Below are 21,885 nucleotides of genomic sequence, written 5' to 3'. Positions count from 1 at the left end.
CTTCCTCCCTGTTACCGCGACGTGCCGACCGCTCGGGCCATCTTGCCAACCTGCCCGCAGCGTGTCACGCGAGGGAGTCTAAGGGCTGGGATTGCGCTCGCGACGCCGGATGGGACGGACGTCGCACCGGGAGGCTACGGCGGTGTGACGTCCGGTACGTCCGGAACCCGTGACTGCCTGCGCCGACGCGCCGTGAACCTTCGCGGGACCTCCACGCCTCCTGTGCCCCGACTCGCCACCGCGCGCCCCCCGACGCTCCCGGTCGCCCTCACGCGCGCCCCGCGGCGCGTACTTCGGGCAGCAGCGGCACCAGCCGGTCCCAGCGGGCGATCTCGCACCCGTTCGTGCGGGTGTAGGTCGCGTCGACGGGGCGGCCGGCCCAGGTGCCGGTGACGCGGGCGGTGGCGGGCCCGCCGTACCGCAGGGTGCAGACGGCGTCCCGCGGCGCCGGGGCGAAGACGTCCCGCCCCCACCGGGTGTTCCGCTCGACGGCCGCACAGGCCCCGGCGGGATCGGGGTGACTGCCGCCGTGGGGCCGGCACCGCACCTCGTACGTCCCGTCCGCCCCGCCGCCCGCGTCGCGCACGGTGACGGTGAGGCGGTCACCGGGCGGCGGCGCGTCCTGCGCGTACGCCGCCGGGGGCGCGGTGGACAGCGAGGTGAGCGCGGCGGCGGCGGAGACGGCGGCGCCGGCCACGAGCCGCCGCGGCCCGGGACGGGCGGGGCCGGAAGCCTGGGGGACGGCCCCCGGCATGACCTTGGACGTGACCTTCGACATGACCTGACCAACGCGCCACCGCGCGGGACGTTGCGCCACGCTGACGCGATGACGGGAAGTGCTTTGCCCTGCGGGCTCCCCGCCTAGTACCGTGGGTGGCGATTGGTGACACCCCACGCGGATGTGTCATCATCGGCACGCACCGAATCCGCTCGCGCTCACGCGCGGAAGGTTCTGTGCATGGAGGCGTCGCCTAGTCCGGTCTATGGCGCCGCACTGCTAATGCGGTTTGGGTCTTAAAGCCCATCGAGGGTTCAAATCCCTCCGCCTCCGCCCCATCACGAAGCCCCGGCCCCTGTGGCCGGGGCTTCGTCGTTGTCGCCTCGCCGATCCCGCGTTTGCGCAGGTCACAAGGGGTGGGCCAAACGGATTTCACATGACGGCGGCAGTCATGTAATGTTCTTCCTGTCGCCGCGAGCGGGCCGAAAGGGCCGGGGAGCGGCGAGAAAACTGAAGAGACAAGCACTCGTAGCTTAACGGATAGAGCATCTGACTACGGATCAGAAGGTTGCAGGTTCGAATCCTGCCGAGTGCACAGTGAGTCGAAGGCCCCGTGGAGTGATCCACGGGGCCTTCGGCGTTCGACGTGTCGGCGGCGTACCGGCCGGCTCAGGCCGCGGTCGGCGGGACGTTCTGGTTGGCGTGGAAGAAGTTGTCCGGGTCGTAGGCGCGTTTGACCGCGGTCAGCCGGTCGTAGTTGTCGCGGTAGGTGGAGCGGACGCGCTCGGGGCCCTCCGCCTCGCCGAGGAAGTTGACGTAGGAGCCGCCCATGGAGTGCGGGTGCAGGTCGGTCCAGTAGTCGACGCACCACTGCCGGACCAGATCGGCGTTGGCCGGGTCGGGGTCGATGCCCGCGATGACGCCGGACCACGTCGCGTCCCGGTAGGCCCAGGCCGTCTCGCCGGGGGCGACCCGGTGGGCCGCTCCGTCCACGGGGTACAGGTGCATCGTCGACAGGGCGGTGGGGAGGGCCTGGCCGTACCTCTCGTGCACCGCGACGGCGTCGTCGGAGATGCCGTCGAAGAAGTCGCCGCGCCAGTACCACTGCAGCCCCTTGGGGACCAGTTCGTCGAACATGGTCTGCAGGGCGGGGTAGGGCATCGGCGTGGCGAAGTGGAAGGCCGGCGGGGCCGGGTCGTTGACCACCGACAGGGTGTCCTCCAGCCGGCCGGCCCCCAGATCACCGGTGTAGCACCAGATCACGGCGCACATCCTCTGCCCGTGGACCGGTTCCGGGAAGGGCGGCCCGGGCGGGACGGTCATGAGGGCGAAGAACCCGTTGAGCTCCTCCGGCGCGGCGGGCAGGAACTCCCGGTACCAGCGCAGCACCTCCGGCGTGCGGTCGACCGGCCACACGGTCACCGCGACCCCGACCGTGTCCACCGGGTGCAGCCGGTAGGTGAACGACGTGACCACGCCGAAGTTGCCGCCGCCGCCGCGCAGCGCCCACAGCAGGTCCGGGTGCTCCTCCTCGGAGACGGTGACGGCGCTGCCGTCGGCCAGGACGACGTCCGCGGCGACCAGGCTGTCGGCCGTCAGCCCGTACGCGCGGGTCAGGTGGCCGTGTCCGCCGCCCAGGGTGAGACCGCCGATCCCCGTGGTCGAGTTGATCCCGGAGGGCACGCCGAGCCCGAAGGCGTGGGTCTCGTGGTCCAGGTCGCCCAGCTGACCGCCCCCGCCCACCTGCGCGGTCCCGGCCTCCGGGTCGACCCGCGCCCAGCGCATGGGGGAGAGGTCCAGGGTGAGCCCGTCGTCGACCAGGCACAGGCCCGGTCCGCTGTGCCCGCCGCCGCGCACCGCGAGGTCGACCCCGGTCTCCCGGGCGAAGGCGACGGTGGTCCGCACGTCCGCCGTGCCCGTGCACCGGGCGATGGCGGCCGGACGCCGGTCGATCATGGCGTTGTAGATGCTGCGGACCTCGTCGTAGTCCGGGTCCTGCGGTGTGACGACACGTCCTCGCAGGGCCGCGCGGAAGGTGTCGAGAGCAGTCGCGTCCATGCCGCTCATGAGCGGACACCCCTAGGTGAGGATTGCGGAGCCGGATGGCCGCGGCGGACGGAACCTGCGGAGCGGCCGGCTCTCGTCCGGGGCCCGGGGAGCGAATCCCCGCTCCGTCCAGTGTGGTGCACGTCACGGATCTGCGCGACGCGGGGAAGTCAGCCCGGAGGGCGGGGGTCTCCGCGACGGCGGAGCACGGTGCGGAGGTAACTGGTCAGGGAGGTGGCCGCCGCGGTGAGGAAGACGAAGCTGTAGAGGATCTGCAGGACGGTCACCAGACGGGCCGCCTGCCCGTGCGGGGTGATGTCGCCGTAACCGATGGTCGCGAGGGTGACCAGCGTGAAGTACAGGGCGTCGAGGCGGGTGTCGAGACCGACGAGCTCGCCGGGGCGCCGGGCCAGGGCCAGGTAGGTGGTCGCGAAGACCAGGATGGACAGGGTCATCAGCAGGGGGATGACCAGTCCCGGGCGGATGTTCGGGAGCCCGAGCAGGACGTGGACCACCTGCCTCAGCAGCAGGACGGCCACCAGCACCAGGGCGAGGGCGAAGAGGGTCCAGCTCAAGGCCGGCCGGTGCGGGCCCAGACCGTCCAGGGGCAGGAGGAAGTAGGCGGTGACCATCGCCACCACGCCCGCCACCCCGACCAGTCCGGGCCAGAAGGTCCTCCAGCCCGCGAGCGGGCGCTCTACGCCCGGGACTCGCGGCGTGGTGCGCACAGGGCCCAGATGATGAAACCGTCGATGACGATGAGGGCGACCGACCAGACCGGGGCGTGGGGCAGCCACACGAAGTTGGCGATCATGCTGAGTCCGGCCAGCGCGACGCCCACCGCGCGGGCCCAGGTGGCCCCGGTGAACAGGGCGAGACCGGCGACGGTCACCAGGGCGCCGAGGATCAGGTGGATCCATCCCCAGCCGGTCAGGCTGAACTCGTAGGTGAAGTTCTGGGTGGTGACGAAGATGTCGTCCTGGGCGATGGCGGCGATGCCCTGGAAGATCGCCATGATGCCGCCGAACGTCATCAGGACCGCCGCCGCCGCCGTCCAGCTCGTCGCCCAAGGGCTCTTCGCCTCCCACCCGGCCTGGTGGTGGCGCGTGCCGCTGACATTGCTCGCCATGTGTCCGACCTTTCGGCTGTCCCGAGCGTTGCGGCCCCCCCGACCAGGTTTGCACTCCGGTTCCCGCTCGGCACCTCGGCGTCTCAGCCGGTGCGGCAGTACTCCTCCAGGTAGTCGGCCGCGACCGTGTTCGCGCGACGGAACCAGTCGTGGAGCACGGCGATCTCCTCCGGGGTGTAGTCGGCGAAGAGCTCGTTGACGCGGGCGTAGTAGGGGCCGTAGATCTCGCGCGTGCGGGCCAGGGCGTCCGGCAGTGCTTCCACGCGGACGCGGCGGCGGTCCGCGGGGTCGGGGCGGCGGGTGATGTAGCCCGCGCGTTCCAGACGGTTGAGGATCCCGGTCATCGCCCCCGTCGTGACATGGACGCGGTCCGCCAGCTCGCCGGCCGTGAGCAGGTCCTCGCCGGCCTCGATGACGAAGCCGAAACAGGTCAGGTCGGTGACGTTCAGGCCCACCTGCTGGGCGATCTCGTGCTGGCCCACCAGGTGGGTCGCGACGAGCCGGTCCATCGCCCACAGCGCCTGCTCCGGCGTGGCGGGCTGGCGCGGCTTGGCTTGCATTCCGGGTTTCCTCTTTTCTCTTAGATCGTGAGGGGTTTCGTGGTAAATCTCTTATGGCGTGAGAGATTCTGGCGTCGTCGACGGAGGGGGCGGGTACGTGAGCGCACATTCATATGACCACGGGCACACGGTCGCGGGGTGGACGGGTTTCGGGATCGCCGGGACCGGTACCGCGGTCGTGGGGTTCGGGATCGTCACGGTGTCCGCACCGCTGCTGGTGGGTGGGGTGTCGATCGCGCTCGCGGGCCTCGTCGTCACCTGGGTGCTGCACCTCGCCGGGTGGGGCAAGCAGCCGGGCCCCCGGCCGAGGGAGCAATGGGGGTGGCGGGTACGGGACCTGGGCGCCCGGCAGGGGCACGCGCGGTGCCTGGGCTGCCGGCTGGCCGGCCGGGGGCGGGCCGCGGCGCGGGCGGCTGGGCCGGTCACCGTACCCGCGGCCCGCGGCGGCGCACCGGACGTGCGGCCTCCGGTGGGGGCGGGGCGGACCGACGGCTGAACCGCGGCCGTTGATGCTCCTCTTGGTCGTCAAGCGGTCTGGAGCCGGTCGCGGTAGTCGTGGGCGAGGTCGTCGTCGCGGCGGATGCCGCGTTCGAGGGTGGAGATCACGGCGGGCCAGACTCCGAAGTGGTGGACAGCACGATGGCGTTCACCGACTTCAGCGAGCGCCTGGCGCCGTTCCCCCGGCGGGCCCTGCCCCGGCTGGCCGCCCTCGGCGACCGCGTCCTGCTCGGCTCGGACTTCCCCGACATCCCGTACCCCTGCCTCCACCGGCTCCACGCGCTGGAGCGGCTGGGGCTCGGGGACGCCTGGCCGCGGGCGGTGTGCCACGACAACACGGCCCGGCTCTTCGCGGCCCGCCCGGCTGAGCGGGGCCGCCCCGGCCGAGCGGAACCTGTGCGTTTCTCAGGCAAAACACAGGTTCCCGAAAGGGTGCTCTCAGAGGCCCCGGACATCGTGTGCGGTATGACCACGATCTCGCCCCGGGGGCGCACCGAACTGCTGAGGCCGGACGGGAGCCCCGTCCGCGTGCTTGTGGTGGACGACGAGCAGTCGATCACCGAGCTGCTGTCCATGGCCCTGCGGTACGAGGGCTGGCAGATCCGCAGCGCGGGGGACGGCCAGGGAGCCCTCCGCACCGCGCGCGAGTTCCGGCCCGACGCCGTCGTGCTGGACATGATGCTGCCGGACATGGACGGACTGGCCATCCTCGGCCGACTGCGCCGCGAGCTGCCGGACGTGCCCGTGCTGTTCCTCACCGCCAAGGACGCCGTCGAGGACCGCATCGCCGGACTGACCGCCGGCGGGGACGACTACGTCACCAAGCCGTTCAGCCTGGAGGAGGTCGTCGCCCGGCTGCGCGGGCTGATCCGCCGTTCCGGCGCGGCCGACCGCCGCTCCGAGTCGATGCTGGTCGTCGGCGACCTCACCCTCGACGAGGACAGCCACGAGGTCACCCGCGGCGGCGACGACATCCACCTCACCGCCACCGAGTTCGAGCTGCTGCGCTTCCTCATGCGCAATCCGCGGCGCGTGCTCAGCAAGGCCCAGATCCTCGACCGGGTCTGGTCGTACGACTTCGGCGGACAGGCGAACGTCGTCGAGCTGTACATCTCCTACCTGCGCAGGAAGATCGACGCGGGCCGGGAGCCGATGATCCACACCCGGCGCGGCGCCGGCTACCTGATCAAGCCCGCCGTCTCATGAGCGGACGACGACGGCCGCGTCCGCAGCCGCGGGCGCGCACCCCGCGCACCCTGCGGACGCGGCTCGTCGTCGCGTCCGTGGTGCTGATCGCGGTGGTGTGCGCGGTGATCGGCACCGTGACCACGCTGGCGCTGCGGTCCCATCTGTACGAGCAGCTCGACGGCCAGGTGGGCGAGGTGGCCAAGCGCGCGGCGGGCGGCCCCGGGAAGGACGGACCGTCGCCTCAGCCGCTGAGGGACGGGAACCCTCTCGACTTCGTCACCCTGGGCCCACAGCGCATCGGCACCATCGGCGTCACCGTCGAGGACGGCCGGGTCACCGACGGGATCGTCAGCAAGAGCAGGACGCGGAACGGCGTTCCGACGTCCGAGGCGACGCGGCTCACCGAAGCCCAGCTCGCGGCCGTCGCCGGCGTCCCGCGCGACCTCCACCGGCACACCGTGCACCTGCCGGGCCTGGGCGAGTACCGGGTGCAGTACGAGAGCGGCCGGAACGGCGAGTTCTACGTCGCGCTGCCGACCGACGACACGAACGACACCATCAGGACCCTCATCCTGGTCGAGGTCAGCGTCACCGGCGCCGGGCTGGTCGCCGCCGGGATCGCCGGGTACGTCCTGGTCGGCGTCGCCACCCGTCCCCTCCGCAAGGTCGCCGCCACCGCCACCCGCGTCTCCGAACTTCCCCTGCACACCGGCGAGGTGCACCTCAAGGAGCGCGTGCCCGAGTCCGAGTGCGACCCGCACAGCGAGGTCGGCCGGGTCGGCGCCGCCCTCAACCGGATGCTCGACCACGTCCACGGGGCGCTGCACGCCCGCCAGGAGAGCGAGACCCGGGTACGGCAGTTCGTCGCGGACGCCAGCCACGAGCTGCGCACCCCGCTGGCCTCCATCCGGGGCTACGCCGAACTCACCCGGCGCGGCCGGGAACAGGTCGGCCCCGACACCCGGCACGCGCTCCGGCGGATCGAGTCCGAGGCGAGCCGGATGAGCCTGCTCGTCGAGGACCTGCTGCTGCTCGCCCGGCTGGACGCGGGGCGTCCCCTGCGGTTCGAGGAGACCGACCTCGTCCCGCTCGTCGTGGACACCGTCAGCGACGCCCGTGCCGCCGGCCAGGACCACGTCTGGCGGCTCGAACTGCCCGACGAGCCCGCGCCGGTGCGGGCCGACGCCGCCCGGCTCCAGCAGGTCCTCGTCAACCTGCTCGGCAACGCCCGCAACCACACCCCGCCGGGCACCACCGTCACCGCCCGGGTGCGCCGCGACGGGCCCCGGCTCCGCGTCGACGTGGCCGACAACGGTCCGGGCATCCCGCCCGCGCTGCTCCCGCGCGTCTTCGAGCGGTTCGCGCGCGGCGACTCGGCACGCACCCGTGCCACCGGCTCGACCGGTCTGGGCCTGGCCATCGTGCAGGCCGTGGCGACCGCGCACGGCGGTGCCGTGACCGTCGACAGCGTGCCGGGACGGACCGTGTTCACGCTTCGTCTCCCCGCCGCGGAACCGCAGTCGCTGTCCGAGCCGTACTCAAAGCCACAGCACAGCCTCACCACACGGGCACGACAGGACGCCTGAGCAGAGTCGGTTCCATGCGAACCGATTCTTCTCCCGGCGCCCTGCCGGCGCGGGAGCACCTCCCGGCCGCCGGAGCGGGCACGCCGGTCCTGGATGTCGTGATCCCCGTCCACAACGAGGAGAAGGACCTCGAGCCGTGCGTCCGCGGGCTGCACGAGCACCTGACCCGCACCTTCCCCTACGCCTTCCGCATCACGATCGCCGACAACGCCTCCACGGACAGCACCCCGCACGCGGCCGGCCGGCTGGCGGAACGGTTCCCCCGGGTGCGGTCGGTGCGTCTGGAGCAGAAGGGACGCGGTCGGGCGCTGCGGACCGTCTGGTCCGCCTCGGACGCCCCCGTCCTCGCCTACATGGACGTGGACCTGTCCACCGACCTCAACGCGCTGCTCCCGCTGGTCGCCCCGCTGATCTCCGGCCACTCCGACCTCGCCATCGGCTCCCGGCTGAGCCGCAGCTCACGCGTGGTGCGGGGGGCCAAGCGGGAGTTCATCAGCCGCTCGTACAACCTGATCCTGCGCGGTTCGCTGCAGGCCCGCTTCTCCGACGCGCAGTGCGGGTTCAAGGCGATCCGCGGTGACGTGGCCCAGGTGCTGCTGCCGCTGGTGGAGGACAGCGGCTGGTTCTTCGACACCGAGCTGCTGGTCCTCTCCGAGCGCGCGGGGCTGCGCATCCACGAGGTGCCGGTCGACTGGGTCGACGATCCCGACTCCACCGTGCACATCGTGAGGACGGCGACCGACGACCTCAAGGGCGTCTGGCGGGTCGGCAGGGCGCTGGTCACCGGCTCGCTGCCGCTGGACCGGCTCGCCCGGCCCTTCGGCGACGACCCGCGCGACCGGAACATCGAGGACGTACCGCAGGGGCTGGCCCGCCAGCTGGTCGGCTTCTGCGCCGTCGGCGTCCTGTCCACCCTCTGCTACCTGCTGCTCTACAGCGGCTTCCGCGCCTTCACCGGCTCCCAGGTCGCCAACGGGCTCGCCCTGCTGGTCTCCGCGGTCGCCAACACCGCCGCCAACCGACGGCTCACCTTCGGGGTGCGGGGGCGCGGCGGGGCCGTACGGCACCAGGCGCAGGGCCTGGTCGTCTTCGGCATCGGTCTCGCCCTGACCAGCGGCTCGCTCGCCGCGCTGAACGCCGCCGCCGACGCCCCCGCCCGCTCCACCGAGCTGGCGGTCCTCGTCGCGGCCAACCTCGCGGCGACCGTGCTGCGGTTCCTGCTCTTCCGCGCGTGGGTGTTCCCGGACCGCGACCACGGGAACGCACCGGCACCCGTGCCCGCCCACGAGGACGAGGGGTCCCGGCAGGACGCGACCCTGCCGCTCCAGCCGGTCCGCCCGCCGCTGCCCGCCCGTCCGTCCCGGCCTTCCGGCCACGAACCGAGGGACTTCCGATGACCACGCAGTACGACCGGACGAGTCCCCCGGCGGACCCCGCCGGCTGGGGACCCCCGCAGGGACCCCGGCACGCGGCCCCCGGTACGGGCGAACCCCGCGGGTCCCTCGCCCGCAGAGCGTGGCGCGGCCGGCCCGAGGACCCCCGCTGGGCACGCCCCGCCCTCCTCGGCCTGCTGCTGGCGACCGGACTGCTCTACCTCCACGGCCTGAGCGCCTCCGGCTACGCCAACTCCTTCTACTCGGCGGCCGTCCAGGCGGGCAGCGAGTCCTGGAAGGCGTTCTTCTTCGGCTCGCTGGACGCGGCGAACGCCATCACCGTGGACAAGCCCCCGGCCTCGCTGTGGCCGATGGAGCTGTCGGTCAGGATCTTCGGCCTGAACTCCTGGGCGATCCTGGTGCCCGAGGTGCTCATGGGCGTCGGCACGGTCGCCGTCGTGTACGCGGCCGTCCGCCGCAGCTCCGGCCCGGCGGCCGGCCTGATCGCGGGCGCGGTCCTCGCGCTCACCCCGGTCGCGGCGCTGATGTTCCGGTTCAACAACCCGGACGCGATGCTGGCGCTGCTGATGTCCGTCGCCTGCTGCCTCGTCGTCCGCGCCCTGGAGGACGGCCGTACGAAGTGGCTGGTGTGGGCCGGGGCCGCGATCGGCCTCGCGTTCCTCGCCAAGACCCTCCAGGCCTTCCTGATCCTCCCGGCCCTCGCACTGGTCTACGGCGTCTGCGCGCCGGTGCGGCTGAGGAAGAGGCTGGGCCAGCTGGCGCTGGCGACCGTCGCACTGGTCGTCTCCGGCGGCTGGTGGGTGGCGGTCGTCGAGCTGTGGCCGGCGTCGTCGCGCCCGTACGTCGGCGGCTCGCAGAACAACAGCTTCCTGGAGCTGACCTTCGGCTACAACGGTCTCGGCCGCCTCAACGGCGAGGAGACCGGCAGCGTCGGCGGCGGTGGCGGCGGCATGGGCGGCGGACGGTGGGGCGAGACCGGCTGGGACCGGATGTTCGACTCCGAGACCGGCGGCCAGATCTCCTGGCTGCTGCCCGCCGCGCTGATCCTGCTCGTCGCCGGCCTGGTCCTCACCCGGAAGGCCGCGCGGACCGACCTCGCCCGCGCCTCGTTCCTGGTGTGGGGCGGCTCGCTGCTGACGACCATGGTCGTCTTCAGCTACATGGCCGGCATCTTCCACCAGTACTACACGGTGGCCCTCGCTCCCTACCTCGCCGCCGTGGTCGGCATGGGCGCGGAGGTCCTGTGGGAGAAACGGCGGGAGCGTGGGCCTCGCCCGTCCTGGCGGCCGCCGCCACGGCCACGGCGGCCTGGGGGTACGTGCTGCTCGACCGCACGCCCGACTACCTGCCGTGGCTGAAGTGGCTGGTCCTGGTCGGCGGGCTGGTCGCCGCCCTCGGGCTGGTCTTCGCGGGCAGGGTGGGGCGGCGGGTGGCGCTCGCGGCGGCGGGGCTGGGCCTGGTGGCCGCGCTTGCCGGTCCGACGGCTTACACGCTGAGCACCGTGCGGGAGGGACACACCGGTTCGATCGTCACCGCCGGTCCGGCCGGGGCGAGCATGGGCGGCGGTTCCGGCGGGGGCGGCGGTTTCCCCGGCGGGGGCGGACCCGGCGGGCAGAACCCGCAGGGCGGCCAGGGCCGGACCCCGCCCGGCGGAGGCGCCGGCGGCTTTCCCGGCGGCGGTCCCACGGGCCAGGACGGCCAGACCGGTCAAGGCGGCCAGGGCGCCCCGCGGGACGGCACCGGCGACAACGCCGAGGGCCGTACGGGTGGCGGCGGCATGGGCGGTCTGCTCGGCGGCGCGGACGTCGGCTCCGAGGCGAAGGAACTGCTGGAGGCCGACGCCGACGACTACACCTGGGTCGCCGCGGCCATCGGCGCCCAGAACGCCGCGAGCCACCAGCTCTCCACCGGCGAACCCGTGATGGCGATCGGCGGCTTCAACGGCACCGACCCGTCCCCGACGCTCGCCCGGTTCAAGGAGTACGTGGCCGAAGGGAGGATCCACTACTTCGTCGCCGGCGGCGGCATGGGCGCGGGCTCCGGCGGCTCCGGGCAGATCTCCGCCTGGGTGCGGGAGAACTTCAAGGAGGTGACGGCCGGCTCGGCCACCTTCTACGACCTCACGCAGAGGACGACCGACGGCTGACGGTCCCCCGACAGGGGTCGAGGGCGGTGACATCCCGTGTCACCGCCCTCACCTACTCCTCCTCGACCAGCCGCGCCGGGAAACCGCCGGTCGCCACCGGGCCCCAGCGCTCCGGAGTGATCCGGATGATCGACTTGCCCTGCTTGACCATGGCGGCGCGGTACTCGTCCCAGTCCGGGTGCTCGCCGGCGATGTTCCGGTAGTACTCCACCAGCGGCTCCACGGACTCGGGCGAGTCGATCACCTCGGCGGTGCCGTCGATCTGCACCCACGGCCCGTTCCACTCGTCGCTGAGGACGATCAGGCTCACCCGGCCGTCCCGCTTGGCGTTGCGGGTCTTGGCGCGCTCGGGGTACGTGGAGACCACGATCCGCCCCGAGTCGTCGACCCCGCAGGTCAGCGGCGAGCCCTGGGGTCCGCCGTCGGCCCGCCGGGTGAGCAGGATCGCCCGGTGCCGGGGCCGTACGAAGTCCAGCAGTTCGTCGAGGGAGACACGGGTGTTCGTCGCGATGTCGGGTGCCATGGCGTCAGCCTAGGCCGCCATGGCCTCCGGGAGGTTGTCGTACACGGGGACGTCGCGGCGCAGGCCGGTCAGTTCCAGCACACGGCCCGCCGCGCTGTCCGGGCAAGCCACCACGTACACGCGGGTGGCGGGACGCAGCAGCCGGCGTACGTCGTTGATGAGGCGGACGCCCTGGGAATCCATGAACAGGGTCGCGGTGAGGTCGAGGACCAGGACCCGGGGCTGCCGGCCGTCGCCGGTACGCGTCCCGGAGACGATGACGCCGAGGAGGTCCCCGGCGTTGGAGGCGTCGATCTCCGGAGGGAGCCGGAGCAGGGCGTGCGCGGACAGGCCACGCGGCTCGGAGGGGTTCGGCGGGAAGGGCACGGCGCTCACCTGGCAGACGTGTGTCGTCCGGGATTTCGGTAAGGCCGCTTCCTGACCCGCCCGCCCATTGCACCACGCCGGAGGGCGCCGGTGGAAGCGGACCGGGGAGGCGACCGGCCCGGATGTCGGCACCGCAGGTCCGGACGTCACCTCATCGCAACCGAACGGATAGAGTTCTGTGCGTCCTTTGCTCGCAGTCGGGAATGTGCTGCGGAGCTCTCCTGCGCACGGCCGCGGTGCCGTGCACGCCGAAGAGGTTCGTGGTGGCTACGTCCCGGTTTTCTGATTTGCCCCGTTTCCCGGCTGGGTTGGAGCTGGCGGAAGCGCTCACGGAAGCGGCACGGCGACTGCACGAGACCTCCACTCCGGAGAGCGCCCTGGAGACCGCGGTCCGTCTCGCGGTCGACCTCGTGCCGGGCGCCGACCACGCGGGCATCTCCGTCGTGGAACGGGACAACCGGCGCTCCACGCTCGCCTGGACCGACGACGTCGTGCGCACCGCCGAGGAGGGCGGCGACCCCGAGGCCGGGCACCGGCCGTACTGGCACCGTCTGTGGACCGCCCCCGTGGCCGAGGTCGAGGACAGCGAGAACGGCGAGGGCGACGGCGCGCTGGCCGGACTCGGCCTGCGGTCCGTGCTGTCGCTGCGGCTGCGGGCCGACCGCCGCCGGCTGACCGTGCTCACCGCCTACGCCCGCAAACCGCGCGCCTTCGACGAGACCGCGCTGCGGATCGGCCGGCTGTTCACCGCGCACGTCGGCATCGCCCTCGACTCCGCCACCGTGCGCGAGCAGCTCACCGAGGCCATGCGCACCCGGGACCTGATCGGCCAGGCCACCGGCATCCTCATGGAGCGCATGGACATCGACGCGGCCGGCGCCTTCGACAGCCTGGTGCGGGCCTCGCAGCGGGAGAACGTCAAACTGCGCGACCTCGCCCGCCGCATCGTCGACCCGCACGGCGCCCCCTGACGGGAGCCTCACGCGGCCGGGAGCGACGCCCCCTGGACGGCCTGGACGTCCAGCTCCACCCGGAGGGTGGCGCCGATGGCCGCGATGCCGGCCTGGACGACCTGGTTGTAGTTCATCGCGAAGTCCTCGCGCCGCAGTTCGGCCGTGGCGCGGAAGGCCGCCCGGGTGCCGCCCCAGGGGTCCGCCCCGGTGCCGAGGTAGGCCAGGTCCAGGTCGACGGGCCGGACCACCCCCCGCATGGACAGTTCGCCGTGGACCGTCCAGCGGTCGGAACCCGCCTCGGACAGACCGGTGGACCGGTACGTGATCTCCGGGTACCGCTCGACGTCCAGGAAGTCCGGGGACCGCAGGTGGGCGTCGCGCATCCCGTTGCCGGTGTCGATGGACGCCGCCCGGATCACCGCCTCGACCCGCGACGTGGTGACGTCCTCCGGCGCGATCTCCACCATGGCCGCGAACTCGGTGAACCGGCCCCGCACGCTGGAGATGCCCAGGTGCTGGGCGACGGCCGCCACGCTCGAGTGCGCCGGGTCCACGGTCCACGGTCCCGGCGGCGGCAGCTCGGTGCCGCCCTGCCGGGCCAGCGTCACCGTCCCCACCTCGGCCCGCCCGCTCGCGGTGACGATCGCGCTGGCGGCGGCGGGCGCGTACCCGACCGCGGTGACGATCACGGTGTACGCCCCCGGCGCCAGCGCGGTGGTGTCCCGCACCGTGCCCTCGGGGTCCGCCTCGGCGCGCAGCACCTGCGTGCCGGTCCCGTCGGCCACGGTGACGACCGCGTGCGACACGGCCCATCCGTCCCGGGTACGGATCCTCGCGGTCAGTGACATCCCGTTCTCTCCCTGCAAACACGTACAGAACGACCTGATGGGACCGGCCCGTGGCGGGGGCGCGTCTCCGCTACAGGACGCGCCCGCCCGCCACGGGCCGGGGTTTCGCTACTCGCCCGGGTGGGCGAGCTCGATGTCGTGGTCGTCGACACCGGTGCCGGTGACCGTCAGCGCCGTCGCCACCGGCGGGTAGCCCGTGGCGATCACGGTGTACTCGCCGCCGTCCAGATCGGCGAAGGCGTACGCCCCGTCCGCGCCGGTCGTCGCGGTGCCGGCCACGTTGCCGGCCGCGTCGACCAGGGTGACCCGGGCGTCGGCCAGCGGCCCGTGCGGGGCGCGGACCACCCCGCGCACCCGGGCGCCGGTCTCCAGGCCGACCTCGACCCGGGTGACCCCGGCGCCGCCCACCTCGACGGGCAGGGCGCGCGGCCGGTACCCGGCGGCGTTCACCGCCACGGTCACCGCGCCCGGCACCAGCTCGGCGAACGAGAACTCGCCCTGCTCACCGGTGCTCCCGGTGGCCAGCAGATCCCCGCGCACATCGGTGACGATCACCATGGCGTCCGGCACCGGCAGCCCGGTGCCGGCCGTGCGGACCAGTCCGGCCAGCCCACTGGTGCCGCTGAGCAGGATGTCGTAGGCGACCGGCTCGCCGTTCACCACGACCGTGGACGCCTGCGGCTGGTGGCCGTCGGCGGCGGCGATCAGCACGTACGACCCGGCCCCGGGCGCGTCCACCGCGTACGCGCCGTCGGCCTGCGCCACCGAACGGCCCAGCTGACGCCCGCCCAGCGAGATCAGCGTGACGGCCGCCCGCGGCACGGGCGCGCTGTCGGCGCCCCGCACGAAGCCGCGCACCGGGATGCCGCCGGAGGCGGGCGCCCCCGGCTCACCGGGGCCGGTCGCCGTGGCGACGGCGGTGGGCCGCTGCGTCGCCGCGGCCCCGGCGAGCGGGGCGTCCGAGGCGGCGGAGGGCGCCGGCGCCGTCGGGGCGGCCCCGTCCGGGGCCTCCGCGTCCGGGGCCTGCGCGGCCTGGGCCTGCGCGCCCGAGGTCCGCAGCGGGACCTCCTTGATGAACAGCGTCACCAGGAAGGCGAGCAGGGCGACCGGCGTGACGTACAGGAAGATGTCGGCGATGCCGTGCCCGTAGGCGCTCTCCAGCCAGGTGCGGATGGACGGGGGCAGCAGGTCCATGTCGGGGATCATGCCGCTGCCGGAGGTCTTGGCGGCCGCCGCCTGCTCCTGCGGTTTGAGCTGTCCGATGGTGTCCTGGGCGTAGCCGCTGATCCGGCTGGACATGACCGAGCCGAGCACGGAGACGCCCACCGCGCCGCCGAGGGACCGGAAGAAGGTCACGACGGAGGAGGCCGCGCCCAGGTCGCCGGGGTCCACCTGGTTCTGCGTGCACAGGACCAGGTTCTGCATCATCATGCCGACGCCGAGACCCATGAGCGCCATGAAGACGCCGATGTGCCAGTAGGGGGTGTCGTAGCGCATGGTGCCGAGCAGGCCCAGGCCCGCCGTCAGCAGGACGCCGCCGGCCAGCAGCCAGCTCTTCCACTTGCCGGTCCTGGTGATGATGATGCCGGAGACCGTGGACGATATGAACAGGCCGCCGATCATCGGGATGGTCATGACGCCCGACATCGTCGGGGACTTGTCCCGGGCCAGCTGGAAGTACTGGCTGAAGTAGACGGTGCCCGCGAACATCGCGATGCCGACGAACAGCGAGGCCAGCGAGGCCAGGGTGATGGTGCGGTTCCTGAACAGGCGCAGCGGGATGATCGGCTCGCTCGCCCGCGACTCGACGAAGAGGAAGATCAGCGTCAGCACGATCGAGCCGCCGACCATGACGCCCGTCTGCCAGGACATCCAGTCGTACTTGTCGTCGGCGAAGGTGACCCAGACGAGGAGCAGGCAGACGGCCGCGGTGACGAAGAAGGCGCCGGCCCAGTCGACCTTGACCTTCCGCTTGACCACGGGCAGGTTCAGCGTCTTCTGCAGCACGATCAGCGCGATGATCGCGAAGGGCACGCCGACGTAGAGGCACCAGCGCCAGCCGAGCCAGCTGGTGTCGGTGATGACGCCGCCGAGCAGCGGGCCGCCGACGGTCGCGACGGCGAAGGTGGCGCCCAGGTAGCCGGAGTAGCGCCCGCGTTCACGCGGGGAGATCATCGCGGCCATGATGATCTGCGCCAGGGCGGACAGACCACCGCCGCCGAGGCCCTGGATGGCGCGGGCGGTGATCAGCATCGCCGGGTTCTGTGCCAGGCCGGCCACGACGGAGCCGATGACGAAGACGACCAGTGCTGACTGGACCAGGACCTTCTTGCTGGTGAGGTCGGCGAGCTTGCCCCACAGGGGGGTGGAGGCGGTCATCGTCAGCAGCGAGGCGGTGACGACCCAGGTGTAGGCGCTCTGGCCGCCGCCGAGGTCGGAGACGATCTCGGGCAGGGCGTTGGTGACGATGGTCGACGACAGGATGGCGCAGAACATGCCGAGCAACAGCCCGGAGAGCGCCTCCATGATCTGCCGATGGGTCATCGGAGCGTCTGTGGAGGAGCCTCCCCCGTGCTTGGCATGAGCCCGCACACCGTTCGGTGTGGTCGTTGCCATGGACTTCCTTCTCTTACGCGCTTGCGGGTGTACGGGTGGTCCGTTCGAGAGCGGGAGGCGCCGGACGGGGCACCGTGCGGCAGTCGCTGAAGCTGTCCCTGAGCCGGGCCATCAGCTGGGTGAGCCGGCCGACCTCGTCGTCGGACCAGTCGTCCAGGCGTTCCGCGAGGAGCTGGGTGGTCCGCCGGAACAGCTCGTCGAGCCGGGTCTGGCCGGCGGCGGTGAGGCGCAGGATGCGGGACCGCTTGTCGGTGGGGTCGGGGAACCGCTCGATCCAGCCGCGCTCGGCCAGATGGGCGGCGTGGCGGCTGGTGACCGACATGTCCACGGACAGCAGTTCGGCGAGCTTGCTCATGCGCATGTCGCCGTGGCGGCCGAGCAGCGCCAGCACGGCGGCGGAGCCGCTGGGGCAGTCGGCCGGCATGATCCGGTTCATTTCCCGTTTGACGGCGCCGAAGGCGCTGAACTGTCGTACCAGCTCCTCGTACCGCGCCTGCTCGGCCATGACACCTCCCGCTTGATTGCTTAGGGCAACGATAGAAATGGATGGTTGCTGCAGGCAAATAAAAATGGGCCTCCCGGCTCAAAAACTTGGCAAAGGCAAGTAATAGCGAAAGTAAACCCGCAGGTCCGGGTTCTGTCCGCCCCCTCCGGGCCGTTCACCGGTCTCCGGGGGCCGTCCTCCGGACCCTGTCGGGAAGCCGCTCCCCGGCACCGGCCCGCACCGTACGGCGCCCGGTCCGCGCCCCCGCTTGGGCGCCTCACCGGGCATTCGCTAGGGTCTCGGGACATGGCTAACTCCCAGGGCCCGCAGGGCAACTACGACCCCGCCGGCAGCACCCAGATGTTCCGCGCGTTCGTCGACGAGGAACCCCAGGGCCGGCAGGCCGCCGCGACCGGCGGCGGCCCGCGGATCGGCCTGATCGTCGGCATCGTCGTCGCCGTGGCGGTCGTCGCCGCGGTGGCCTGGCTCGCGCTGAAGTAGCACGTCCCGGGGGCCGCGCCGACGCGGGCCCGGCGCCGCGGTTCACGCCGGCACACCGCCGCCGCGGTCCGCGCCGGCGTGACGGCGGCGGCCCGGCGCGTGCGCGGGCACCGGGGAACGCGGCGGCCGCCGTTGCGCCCGTACGGGGCGCCCCGGCGGCCACGAAACCGATGTCACGCGCGGAACGTCCCTCGGGCGCTCCGCCTGCTGTCGTGCCTCAGTCCGCGATGAGGCCCTCCCGCAGCTGGGCGAGCGTGCGGGTGAGCAGCCGAGAGACGTGCATCTGGGAGATGCCGACCTCCTCGCCGATCTGCGACTGGGTCATGTTGGCGAAGAAGCGCAGCATGATGATCCGCCGCTCCCGGGGCGGCAGCTTGGCCAGCAGCGGCTTGAGCGACTCCCGGTACTCCACGCCCTCCAGCGCCGTGTCCTCGTAGCCGAGGCGGTCGGCGAGCGAGCCCTCGCCGCCGTCGTCCTCGGGGGCGGGGGAGTCCAGCGAGGACGCCGTGTACGCGTTGCCGACCGCGAGGCCGTCGACGACGTCCTCCTCCGACACGCCCAGCACGGCGGCGAGTTCGGGAACCGTCGGGGAGCGGTCCAGTTTCTGGGAGAGCTCGTCGCCGGCCTTCGTCAGCGCCAGGCGCAGCTCCTGCAGCCGGCGCGGCACCCGCACCGACCACGAGGTGTCGCGGAAGAACCGCTTGATCTCGCCGACCACCGTCGGCATCGCGAACGTCGGGAACTCCACGCCCCGTTCGCAGTCGAAGCGGTCGATCGCCTTGATCAGCCCGATGGTGCCGACCTGGACGATGTCCTCCATCGGCTCGTTGCGCGAGCGGAACCGCGCCGCCGCGTACCGCACCAGCGGCAGGTTGAGCTCGATCAGGGTGTCCCGGACGTAGGCACGCTCCGGGCTGTCCTCGTCCAGCGCGGCCAGCCGCAGGAACAGGGAGCGGGACAGGGTGCGGGTGTCGAGGGCCGCCGTGTCCGGGAGCTCCGGAGCGGGCGTGGTCGGGAGGGCCGGGCCCTCGTCGATGGGGCCGAGTGCGTCGAGAGCATGGGGAGCTGTCTCGCTCTCCGCGAGCGTGAGCACCTTCGAGCTGCCCTGTTCTGCGGACATGCCACCCCCTTTGGGTCGCGGGACGGTCGCGGCGGACGCTCCCCGATCGAGGAACGCAGCCATCACCTGGAATACCGGCGCCGAGGCTCCGGCAAACGCGCTTCCCGCAGAATGTCACATGTCGGCAACGCGCTGTAGTGACATGTCGACATCTGAGATGTGAATCAGCCCTGGAAACAAGGGGTCTGACAGGCTTTCGGCTCAGAAACGCACAGAACGGCACCGTTGGGCGATTCGCTCTTCACGGTTACGCCTCGATCCTGTTTGCGGATCGCAGCCGCTGGAAGCTACGCGCCAGTAGACGGGACACGTGCATCTGCGAGACGCCGAGTTCCGCACTGATCTGCGACTGGGTGAGATTGCTGTAGTAACGCAGCAGCAGGATGCGCTGCTCCCGCTCGGGCAGCTGGACCAGCAGGTGCCGGACGAGGTCGCGGTGCTCGACGCCGTCCAGGGCGGGATCCTCGTATCCCAGCCGGTCCAGCAGTCCGGGCATCCCGTCACCCTCCTGCGCGGCCTCCAGCGAGGTGGCGTGGTACGACCGTCCGGCCTCGATGCAGGACAGCACCTCCTCCTCGGTGATGCGCAGCCGCTGGGCGATCTCGGAGGTCGACGGGGAGCGCCCGAAGGCGGTCGTCAGGTCCTCGGTCGCGCTGTTGACCTGCACCCACAGCTCGTGCAGCCGGCGCGGTACGTGGACGGTGCGGACGTTGTCCCGGAAGTACCGCTTGATCTCGCCGACCACCGTCGGCATCGCGAACGTCGGGAACTGCACGCCCCGGTCCGGATCGAAGCGGTCGATGGCGTTGATCAGCCCGATGGTGCCGACCTGGACGACGTCCTCCATCGGCTCGTTGCGGGAGCGGAAGCGGGCGGCGGCGTAGCGCACCAGAGGCAGATTGGCCTCGATGAGCGCGGCGCGCACCCGGGTGTGCTCCGGCGCGCCCGGCTCCAGCTCCTTGAGCTGGGCGAAGAGCAGCTGCGTCAGGGCCCGGGTGTCGGCGCCGCGCCGCTTGGCGGGGCTCACCGGCTGGTCGGCGGTCGCGTCCGGATCGGGGGAGGAGGGGCCGGGGGAGGAGGGGCCGGGAGGGGAGGGATCGGGGGAGGACGGGGCCTGGACCGCGTCGGGGGACACCTCGTCCTGGGGCGGCGCAGTACTGGCCGGCACGGTCAACGCCACCTCTTCATCGCTCACATCGCTCGTCAACCCATCCGTCAAAAGCGGTCATAGCATCACAAGACTGACTCACTGTGCGCAAGCACCGCATATTCCGTGTTGGGTGATGGAAGCGGACGTACCGCACGACGGAACCCCCCGCCGTCGTGGCGAGGGGTTCCCGGGGCGGAGTGTCAGAACTCGTAGTCGGCGATCACCCACGTGGCGAACTCGCGCCACAGCCCGACGCCCGCCTGGTGCTCGGGGTGCTCCACGTACCGGCGCAGCGCTTCCGCGTCCTCGAACGCCGAGTTGATGGCGAAGTCGTAGGCGATGGGACGGTCGCTGATGTTCCAGGCGCACTCCCAGAAGCGGATCTCCGGGATCCTGCCGCCCAGGGAACGGAAGGCCTCCACGCCCTCCACGACCCTCGGGTCGTCGCGCTCGACGCCCTCGTTCAGCCGGAAGAGCACCAGGTGGCGGATCATCACTTTCCTCCGTTGGCCAACCAGGTCATGAAGTCGCCGACGGCCTTCGCGGCGTCCGATATGCCCTCGAACCCTATCTGGACGTAGTCGGCGGCCTTGGCCGGGTCCGTGATGATCAGGTACAGCACGAAGACCACGAGGATGTAGACGGCGATCTTCTTCGCGTTCACCGCCATCGCGGCCCCCTCTGTCGCTGGTGTCACATCAGTATCGAGCGGGCCCATGATCGCACGAAGGGCCCCGTCTGACGACGGGGCCCTTCACCGGCGGTAGCGGAGGGATTTGAACCCTCGGTGACTTGCGCCACACTCGCTTTCGAGGCGAGCTCCTTCGGCCGCTCGGACACGCTACCGAGGGAGACCTTACAGCAAGGCGGGGCGTGGTTTGAAATCGGTATTCAGCGGTTCCGGAAGAACTCCGTGAGACGCCGGGCGCACTCGTCGGCGAGTACGCCCTCGATCACTTCGGGACGGTGGTTGAGCCGCCGGTCGCGGACGAGGTCCCACAGCGAGCCGACCGCGCCCGCCTTCTCGTCCCGGGCGCCGTAGACCACCCGGTCCACCCGCGACTGCTGGACCGCGCCCGCGCACATCGTGCACGGCTCCAGCGTCACCACCAGGGTGCAGCCGGACAGCCGCCACTCCCCGAGTCGCGCGGCGGCCCGCCGGACGGCGAGGACCTCCGCGTGAGCCGTGGGGTCGGCGGCGGCCTCGCGCTCGTTGTGGGCGGCGGCCAGCACGGTGGCGCCGTCCGGGGCCAGCACGACGGCGCCGACGGGGACGTCCCCGCCCCGGACGGCCCGTTCGGCCTCGTCCAGGGCGAGCCGCATCGCGGGCCGCCAGGGGTCGCGCACCGGGTCCGGCGGTCCCGGTGCGTCCCGCACGGTCAGCGGACGGTCTCCAGGACCTCCGAGGCGCCCAGGGCGTCGGCGATCTCGGTGACGGCGTCCTCGGTCAGCGAACGCAACTCCTTCTCGCTCACGCCCAGGTCCTCCAGGATCTGCGCGTCACCGACCGGGCCGTGCGGCACGGCGTCGGCGCCGCCGGCGGACGCGGCGCCGACGCCGGTGTCGTCGTCCGGGTCACCGTCCTCGGTGCCGTCGAGGTCGAGGGCGTCCAGGTCGGGGCCGCCGTCCCCGGGTTCCCGGCCGAGCAGCTCGTCGGTGAGCAGGATCTCGCCGTAGCCGCTGCGGGCGGCGGCCGCGGCGTCGGAGACGTAGACCCGGGGGTCCTCCTCGCCGTCCACGCGGACGACGCCGAACCAGCCGCCCTCCTGCTCGATCAGCACGAGCACCGTGTCCTCGTCGGGAGAGGCCTCCCGGGCGAGGTCGGCCAGATCCGGCAGGGTTTCCACATCATCGAGCTCCGTGTCGCTCGCTTCCCACCCGTCTTCGGTGCGCGCGAGCAGTGCGGCGAAGTACACCGTGACTCTCCCACTGTTCATAGGCGTGCCGGTTGGGGGTCCCCCCGGCGGAGGTGTCGCGGGCGGGGGACGGTGCTTCGAGCCCCACCCACTCGGAATCGTGGCAGAAACAAGGCCATCAGGGGACGTCTTCGGCTCCCTGT

The 21,885-nt window shown here is 72.2% G+C and carries 22 protein-coding genes, 3 tRNA genes and 2 pseudogenes; 10 read left to right on the top strand and 17 right to left on the bottom strand.

The window, feature by feature from the left end; genetic code table 11:
* Positions 1-268 precede the first annotated feature (268 nt).
* Entirely contained in the window at positions 269-754 is a 486-nt protein-coding gene (locus ACZ8ZB_RS16410) for an SSI family serine proteinase inhibitor (protein WP_470741503.1), read from the bottom strand.
* A 206-nt stretch (positions 755-960) separates the two neighbouring features.
* Here ACZ8ZB_RS16410 and ACZ8ZB_RS16405 point away from each other — a divergent pair.
* Positions 961-1,051: transfer RNA gene (locus ACZ8ZB_RS16405), tRNA-Ser, on the top strand.
* 189 nt (positions 1,052-1,240) lie between these two features.
* A tRNA-Arg gene (locus ACZ8ZB_RS16400) sits at positions 1,241-1,313 on the top strand.
* Between the two features lie 74 nt (positions 1,314-1,387).
* Here the strand turns inward: ACZ8ZB_RS16400 and ACZ8ZB_RS16395 are convergent.
* The 4 genes from ACZ8ZB_RS16395 to ACZ8ZB_RS16380 form a co-directional block, all read right to left on the bottom strand.
* The gene (locus tag ACZ8ZB_RS16395) at positions 1,388-2,776 is read right to left on the bottom strand and encodes an FAD-binding oxidoreductase (RefSeq protein WP_470741502.1); all 1,389 of its coding nucleotides are present in this window, start codon (positions 2,774-2,776) and stop codon (positions 1,388-1,390) included.
* Between the two features lie 158 nt (positions 2,777-2,934).
* Entirely contained in the window at positions 2,935-3,396 is a 462-nt protein-coding gene (locus ACZ8ZB_RS16390) for a potassium channel family protein (RefSeq protein WP_470741501.1), read from the bottom strand.
* Between the two features lie 65 nt (positions 3,397-3,461).
* Positions 3,462-3,893, bottom strand: a complete 432-nt coding sequence (locus ACZ8ZB_RS16385) for a DUF7144 family membrane protein (RefSeq protein WP_470738451.1) — start codon at positions 3,891-3,893, stop codon at positions 3,462-3,464.
* Between the two features lie 83 nt (positions 3,894-3,976).
* A complete protein-coding gene (locus ACZ8ZB_RS16380) occupies positions 3,977-4,453 on the bottom strand; it encodes a MarR family winged helix-turn-helix transcriptional regulator (protein WP_470738450.1) in 477 nt (158 codons plus the stop codon).
* Positions 4,454-4,550: 97 nt separating this feature from the next.
* Between ACZ8ZB_RS16380 and ACZ8ZB_RS16375 the strand changes: the two genes are divergently transcribed.
* The 6 genes and pseudogenes from ACZ8ZB_RS16375 to ACZ8ZB_RS16350 all read left to right on the top strand — a co-directional run bounded on the left by ACZ8ZB_RS16375 (position 4,551) and on the right by ACZ8ZB_RS16350 (position 11,265).
* On the top strand, positions 4,551-4,949 hold the full coding sequence (locus tag ACZ8ZB_RS16375; protein ID WP_470738449.1) for an HGxxPAAW family protein: 399 nt from the start codon (positions 4,551-4,553) through the stop codon (positions 4,947-4,949).
* A 143-nt stretch (positions 4,950-5,092) separates the two neighbouring features.
* A pseudogene (locus ACZ8ZB_RS16370) lies at positions 5,093-5,242 on the top strand (amidohydrolase family protein); the annotation flags it as partial.
* A 174-nt stretch (positions 5,243-5,416) separates the two neighbouring features.
* The gene (locus tag ACZ8ZB_RS16365; protein WP_470741500.1) at positions 5,417-6,157 is read left to right on the top strand and encodes a response regulator transcription factor; all 741 of its coding nucleotides are present in this window, start codon (positions 5,417-5,419) and stop codon (positions 6,155-6,157) included.
* Positions 6,154-7,725: a sensor histidine kinase gene (locus ACZ8ZB_RS16360; protein ID WP_470738448.1), complete on the top strand. Its 1,572-nt coding sequence runs from the start codon at positions 6,154-6,156 to the stop codon at positions 7,723-7,725. Before ACZ8ZB_RS16365 ends, ACZ8ZB_RS16360 begins: the two co-directional genes overlap by 4 nt.
* A gap of 14 nt (positions 7,726-7,739) precedes the next feature.
* Positions 7,740-9,122, top strand: a complete 1,383-nt coding sequence (locus ACZ8ZB_RS16355) for a bifunctional glycosyltransferase family 2/GtrA family protein (RefSeq protein ID WP_470738447.1) — start codon at positions 7,740-7,742, stop codon at positions 9,120-9,122.
* Positions 9,119-11,265 (top strand): annotated as a pseudogene (locus ACZ8ZB_RS16350) (glycosyltransferase family 39 protein). The gene ACZ8ZB_RS16355 and the pseudogene ACZ8ZB_RS16350 overlap by 4 nt, the downstream one beginning before the upstream one ends.
* 52 nt (positions 11,266-11,317) lie before the next feature.
* On the opposite strand, the gene ACZ8ZB_RS16345 reads toward ACZ8ZB_RS16350, so the two are convergent.
* Positions 11,318-11,788, bottom strand: coding sequence for a PPOX class F420-dependent oxidoreductase (locus tag ACZ8ZB_RS16345; protein WP_470738446.1), 471 nt, complete (start codon positions 11,786-11,788; stop codon positions 11,318-11,320).
* Positions 11,789-11,797: 9 nt separating this feature from the next.
* On the bottom strand, positions 11,798-12,154 hold the full coding sequence (locus ACZ8ZB_RS16340; protein WP_470738445.1) for an STAS domain-containing protein: 357 nt from the start codon (positions 12,152-12,154) through the stop codon (positions 11,798-11,800).
* 203 nt (positions 12,155-12,357) lie between these two features.
* Between ACZ8ZB_RS16340 and ACZ8ZB_RS16335 the strand changes: the two genes are divergently transcribed.
* Positions 12,358-13,125 (top strand): ANTAR domain-containing protein, encoded by a 768-nt coding sequence (locus ACZ8ZB_RS16335; RefSeq protein ID WP_470741499.1) that lies wholly within the window; start codon positions 12,358-12,360, stop codon positions 13,123-13,125.
* A gap of 8 nt (positions 13,126-13,133) precedes the next feature.
* On the opposite strand, the gene ACZ8ZB_RS16330 is transcribed toward ACZ8ZB_RS16335, so the two are convergent.
* From ACZ8ZB_RS16330 to ACZ8ZB_RS16320, 3 genes are all read right to left on the bottom strand, one after another.
* Positions 13,134-13,955 carry a YceI family protein gene (locus ACZ8ZB_RS16330; protein WP_470738444.1) on the bottom strand — a complete coding sequence of 274 codons (822 nt, stop codon included), beginning with the start codon at positions 13,953-13,955 and terminating at the stop codon, positions 13,134-13,136.
* Between the two features lie 108 nt (positions 13,956-14,063).
* Positions 14,064-16,499 (bottom strand): MFS transporter, encoded by a 2,436-nt coding sequence (locus tag ACZ8ZB_RS16325; RefSeq protein ID WP_470738443.1) that lies wholly within the window; start codon positions 16,497-16,499, stop codon positions 14,064-14,066.
* An 85-nt stretch (positions 16,500-16,584) separates the two neighbouring features.
* Positions 16,585-17,076, bottom strand: a complete 492-nt coding sequence (locus ACZ8ZB_RS16320; protein ID WP_470738442.1) for a MarR family winged helix-turn-helix transcriptional regulator — start codon at positions 17,074-17,076, stop codon at positions 16,585-16,587.
* A 285-nt stretch (positions 17,077-17,361) separates the two neighbouring features.
* Between ACZ8ZB_RS16320 and ACZ8ZB_RS16315 the strand changes: the two genes are divergently transcribed.
* Positions 17,362-17,556, top strand: a complete 195-nt coding sequence (locus ACZ8ZB_RS16315; protein ID WP_381226741.1) for a hypothetical protein — start codon at positions 17,362-17,364, stop codon at positions 17,554-17,556.
* Positions 17,557-17,773: 217 nt separating this feature from the next.
* Here the strand turns inward: ACZ8ZB_RS16315 and ACZ8ZB_RS16310 are convergent, their stop codons facing one another.
* The 7 genes from ACZ8ZB_RS16310 to ACZ8ZB_RS16280 form a co-directional block, all read right to left on the bottom strand.
* The gene (locus ACZ8ZB_RS16310; protein ID WP_470738441.1) at positions 17,774-18,676 is read right to left on the bottom strand and encodes an RNA polymerase sigma factor SigF; all 903 of its coding nucleotides are present in this window, start codon (positions 18,674-18,676) and stop codon (positions 17,774-17,776) included.
* A 247-nt stretch (positions 18,677-18,923) separates the two neighbouring features.
* Positions 18,924-19,850 carry an RNA polymerase sigma factor SigF gene (locus ACZ8ZB_RS16305; protein WP_470741498.1) on the bottom strand — a complete coding sequence of 309 codons (927 nt, stop codon included), beginning with the start codon at positions 19,848-19,850 and terminating at the stop codon, positions 18,924-18,926.
* A 176-nt stretch (positions 19,851-20,026) separates the two neighbouring features.
* Positions 20,027-20,320 carry a Dabb family protein gene (locus ACZ8ZB_RS16300; RefSeq protein WP_361746768.1) on the bottom strand — a complete coding sequence of 98 codons (294 nt, stop codon included), beginning with the start codon at positions 20,318-20,320 and terminating at the stop codon, positions 20,027-20,029.
* Positions 20,320-20,496 carry a hypothetical protein gene (locus tag ACZ8ZB_RS16295; RefSeq protein ID WP_470738440.1) on the bottom strand — a complete coding sequence of 59 codons (177 nt, stop codon included), beginning with the start codon at positions 20,494-20,496 and terminating at the stop codon, positions 20,320-20,322. Before ACZ8ZB_RS16295 ends, ACZ8ZB_RS16300 begins: the two co-directional genes overlap by 1 nt.
* A 91-nt stretch (positions 20,497-20,587) precedes the next feature.
* Positions 20,588-20,672, bottom strand: a tRNA-Ser gene (locus tag ACZ8ZB_RS16290).
* Positions 20,673-20,717: 45 nt separating this feature from the next.
* On the bottom strand, positions 20,718-21,149 hold the full coding sequence (tadA, locus tag ACZ8ZB_RS16285; RefSeq protein WP_470741497.1) for a tRNA adenosine(34) deaminase TadA: 432 nt from the start codon (positions 21,147-21,149) through the stop codon (positions 20,718-20,720).
* Positions 21,150-21,205: 56 nt separating this feature from the next.
* Complete coding sequence (locus tag ACZ8ZB_RS16280) at positions 21,206-21,742, bottom strand: tRNA adenosine deaminase-associated protein (RefSeq protein ID WP_470741496.1); 537 nt, start codon at positions 21,740-21,742, stop codon at positions 21,206-21,208.
* Between the last annotated feature and the right edge of the window lie 143 nt (positions 21,743-21,885).

The sequence above is a fragment of the Streptomyces sp. 12E genome, assembly GCF_055633275.1.
This window is presented reverse-complemented; position numbering and strand designations above follow the sequence as displayed.

What these genes read in the sequence shown, in the direction of transcription:
- ACZ8ZB_RS16345 (WP_470738446.1), bottom strand. Translation starts at nt 11,788, where the DNA reads ATGGCACCCGACATCGCGACGAACACCCGTGTCTCCCTCGACGAACTG.
- ACZ8ZB_RS16325 (WP_470738443.1), bottom strand. Translation starts at nt 16,499, where the DNA reads ATGACCCATCGGCAGATCATGGAGGCGCTCTCCGGGCTGTTGCTCGGC.
- ACZ8ZB_RS16385 (WP_470738451.1), bottom strand. Translation starts at nt 3,893, where the DNA reads ATGGCGAGCAATGTCAGCGGCACGCGCCACCACCAGGCCGGGTGGGAG.
- tadA (WP_470741497.1), bottom strand. Translation starts at nt 21,149, where the DNA reads ATGCGGCTCGCCCTGGACGAGGCCGAACGGGCCGTCCGGGGCGGGGAC.
- ACZ8ZB_RS16315 (WP_381226741.1), top strand. Translation starts at nt 17,362, where the DNA reads ATGGCTAACTCCCAGGGCCCGCAGGGCAACTACGACCCCGCCGGCAGC.
- ACZ8ZB_RS16360 (WP_470738448.1), top strand. Translation starts at nt 6,154, where the DNA reads ATGAGCGGACGACGACGGCCGCGTCCGCAGCCGCGGGCGCGCACCCCG.
- ACZ8ZB_RS16310 (WP_470738441.1), bottom strand. Translation starts at nt 18,676, where the DNA reads ATGTCCGCAGAACAGGGCAGCTCGAAGGTGCTCACGCTCGCGGAGAGC.
- ACZ8ZB_RS16410 (WP_470741503.1), bottom strand. Translation starts at nt 754, where the DNA reads ATGCCGGGGGCCGTCCCCCAGGCTTCCGGCCCCGCCCGTCCCGGGCCG.
- ACZ8ZB_RS16300 (WP_361746768.1), bottom strand. Translation starts at nt 20,320, where the DNA reads ATGATCCGCCACCTGGTGCTCTTCCGGCTGAACGAGGGCGTCGAGCGC.
- ACZ8ZB_RS16395 (WP_470741502.1), bottom strand. Translation starts at nt 2,776, where the DNA reads ATGGACGCGACTGCTCTCGACACCTTCCGCGCGGCCCTGCGAGGACGT.
- ACZ8ZB_RS16390 (WP_470741501.1), bottom strand. Translation starts at nt 3,396, where the DNA reads ATGGTCACCGCCTACTTCCTCCTGCCCCTGGACGGTCTGGGCCCGCAC.
- ACZ8ZB_RS16365 (WP_470741500.1), top strand. Translation starts at nt 5,417, where the DNA reads ATGACCACGATCTCGCCCCGGGGGCGCACCGAACTGCTGAGGCCGGAC.
- ACZ8ZB_RS16380 (WP_470738450.1), bottom strand. Translation starts at nt 4,453, where the DNA reads ATGCAAGCCAAGCCGCGCCAGCCCGCCACGCCGGAGCAGGCGCTGTGG.
- ACZ8ZB_RS16320 (WP_470738442.1), bottom strand. Translation starts at nt 17,076, where the DNA reads ATGGCCGAGCAGGCGCGGTACGAGGAGCTGGTACGACAGTTCAGCGCC.
- ACZ8ZB_RS16330 (WP_470738444.1), bottom strand. Translation starts at nt 13,955, where the DNA reads ATGTCACTGACCGCGAGGATCCGTACCCGGGACGGATGGGCCGTGTCG.
- ACZ8ZB_RS16295 (WP_470738440.1), bottom strand. Translation starts at nt 20,496, where the DNA reads ATGGCGGTGAACGCGAAGAAGATCGCCGTCTACATCCTCGTGGTCTTC.
- ACZ8ZB_RS16355 (WP_470738447.1), top strand. Translation starts at nt 7,740, where the DNA reads ATGCGAACCGATTCTTCTCCCGGCGCCCTGCCGGCGCGGGAGCACCTC.
- ACZ8ZB_RS16335 (WP_470741499.1), top strand. Translation starts at nt 12,358, where the DNA reads ATGTGCTGCGGAGCTCTCCTGCGCACGGCCGCGGTGCCGTGCACGCCG.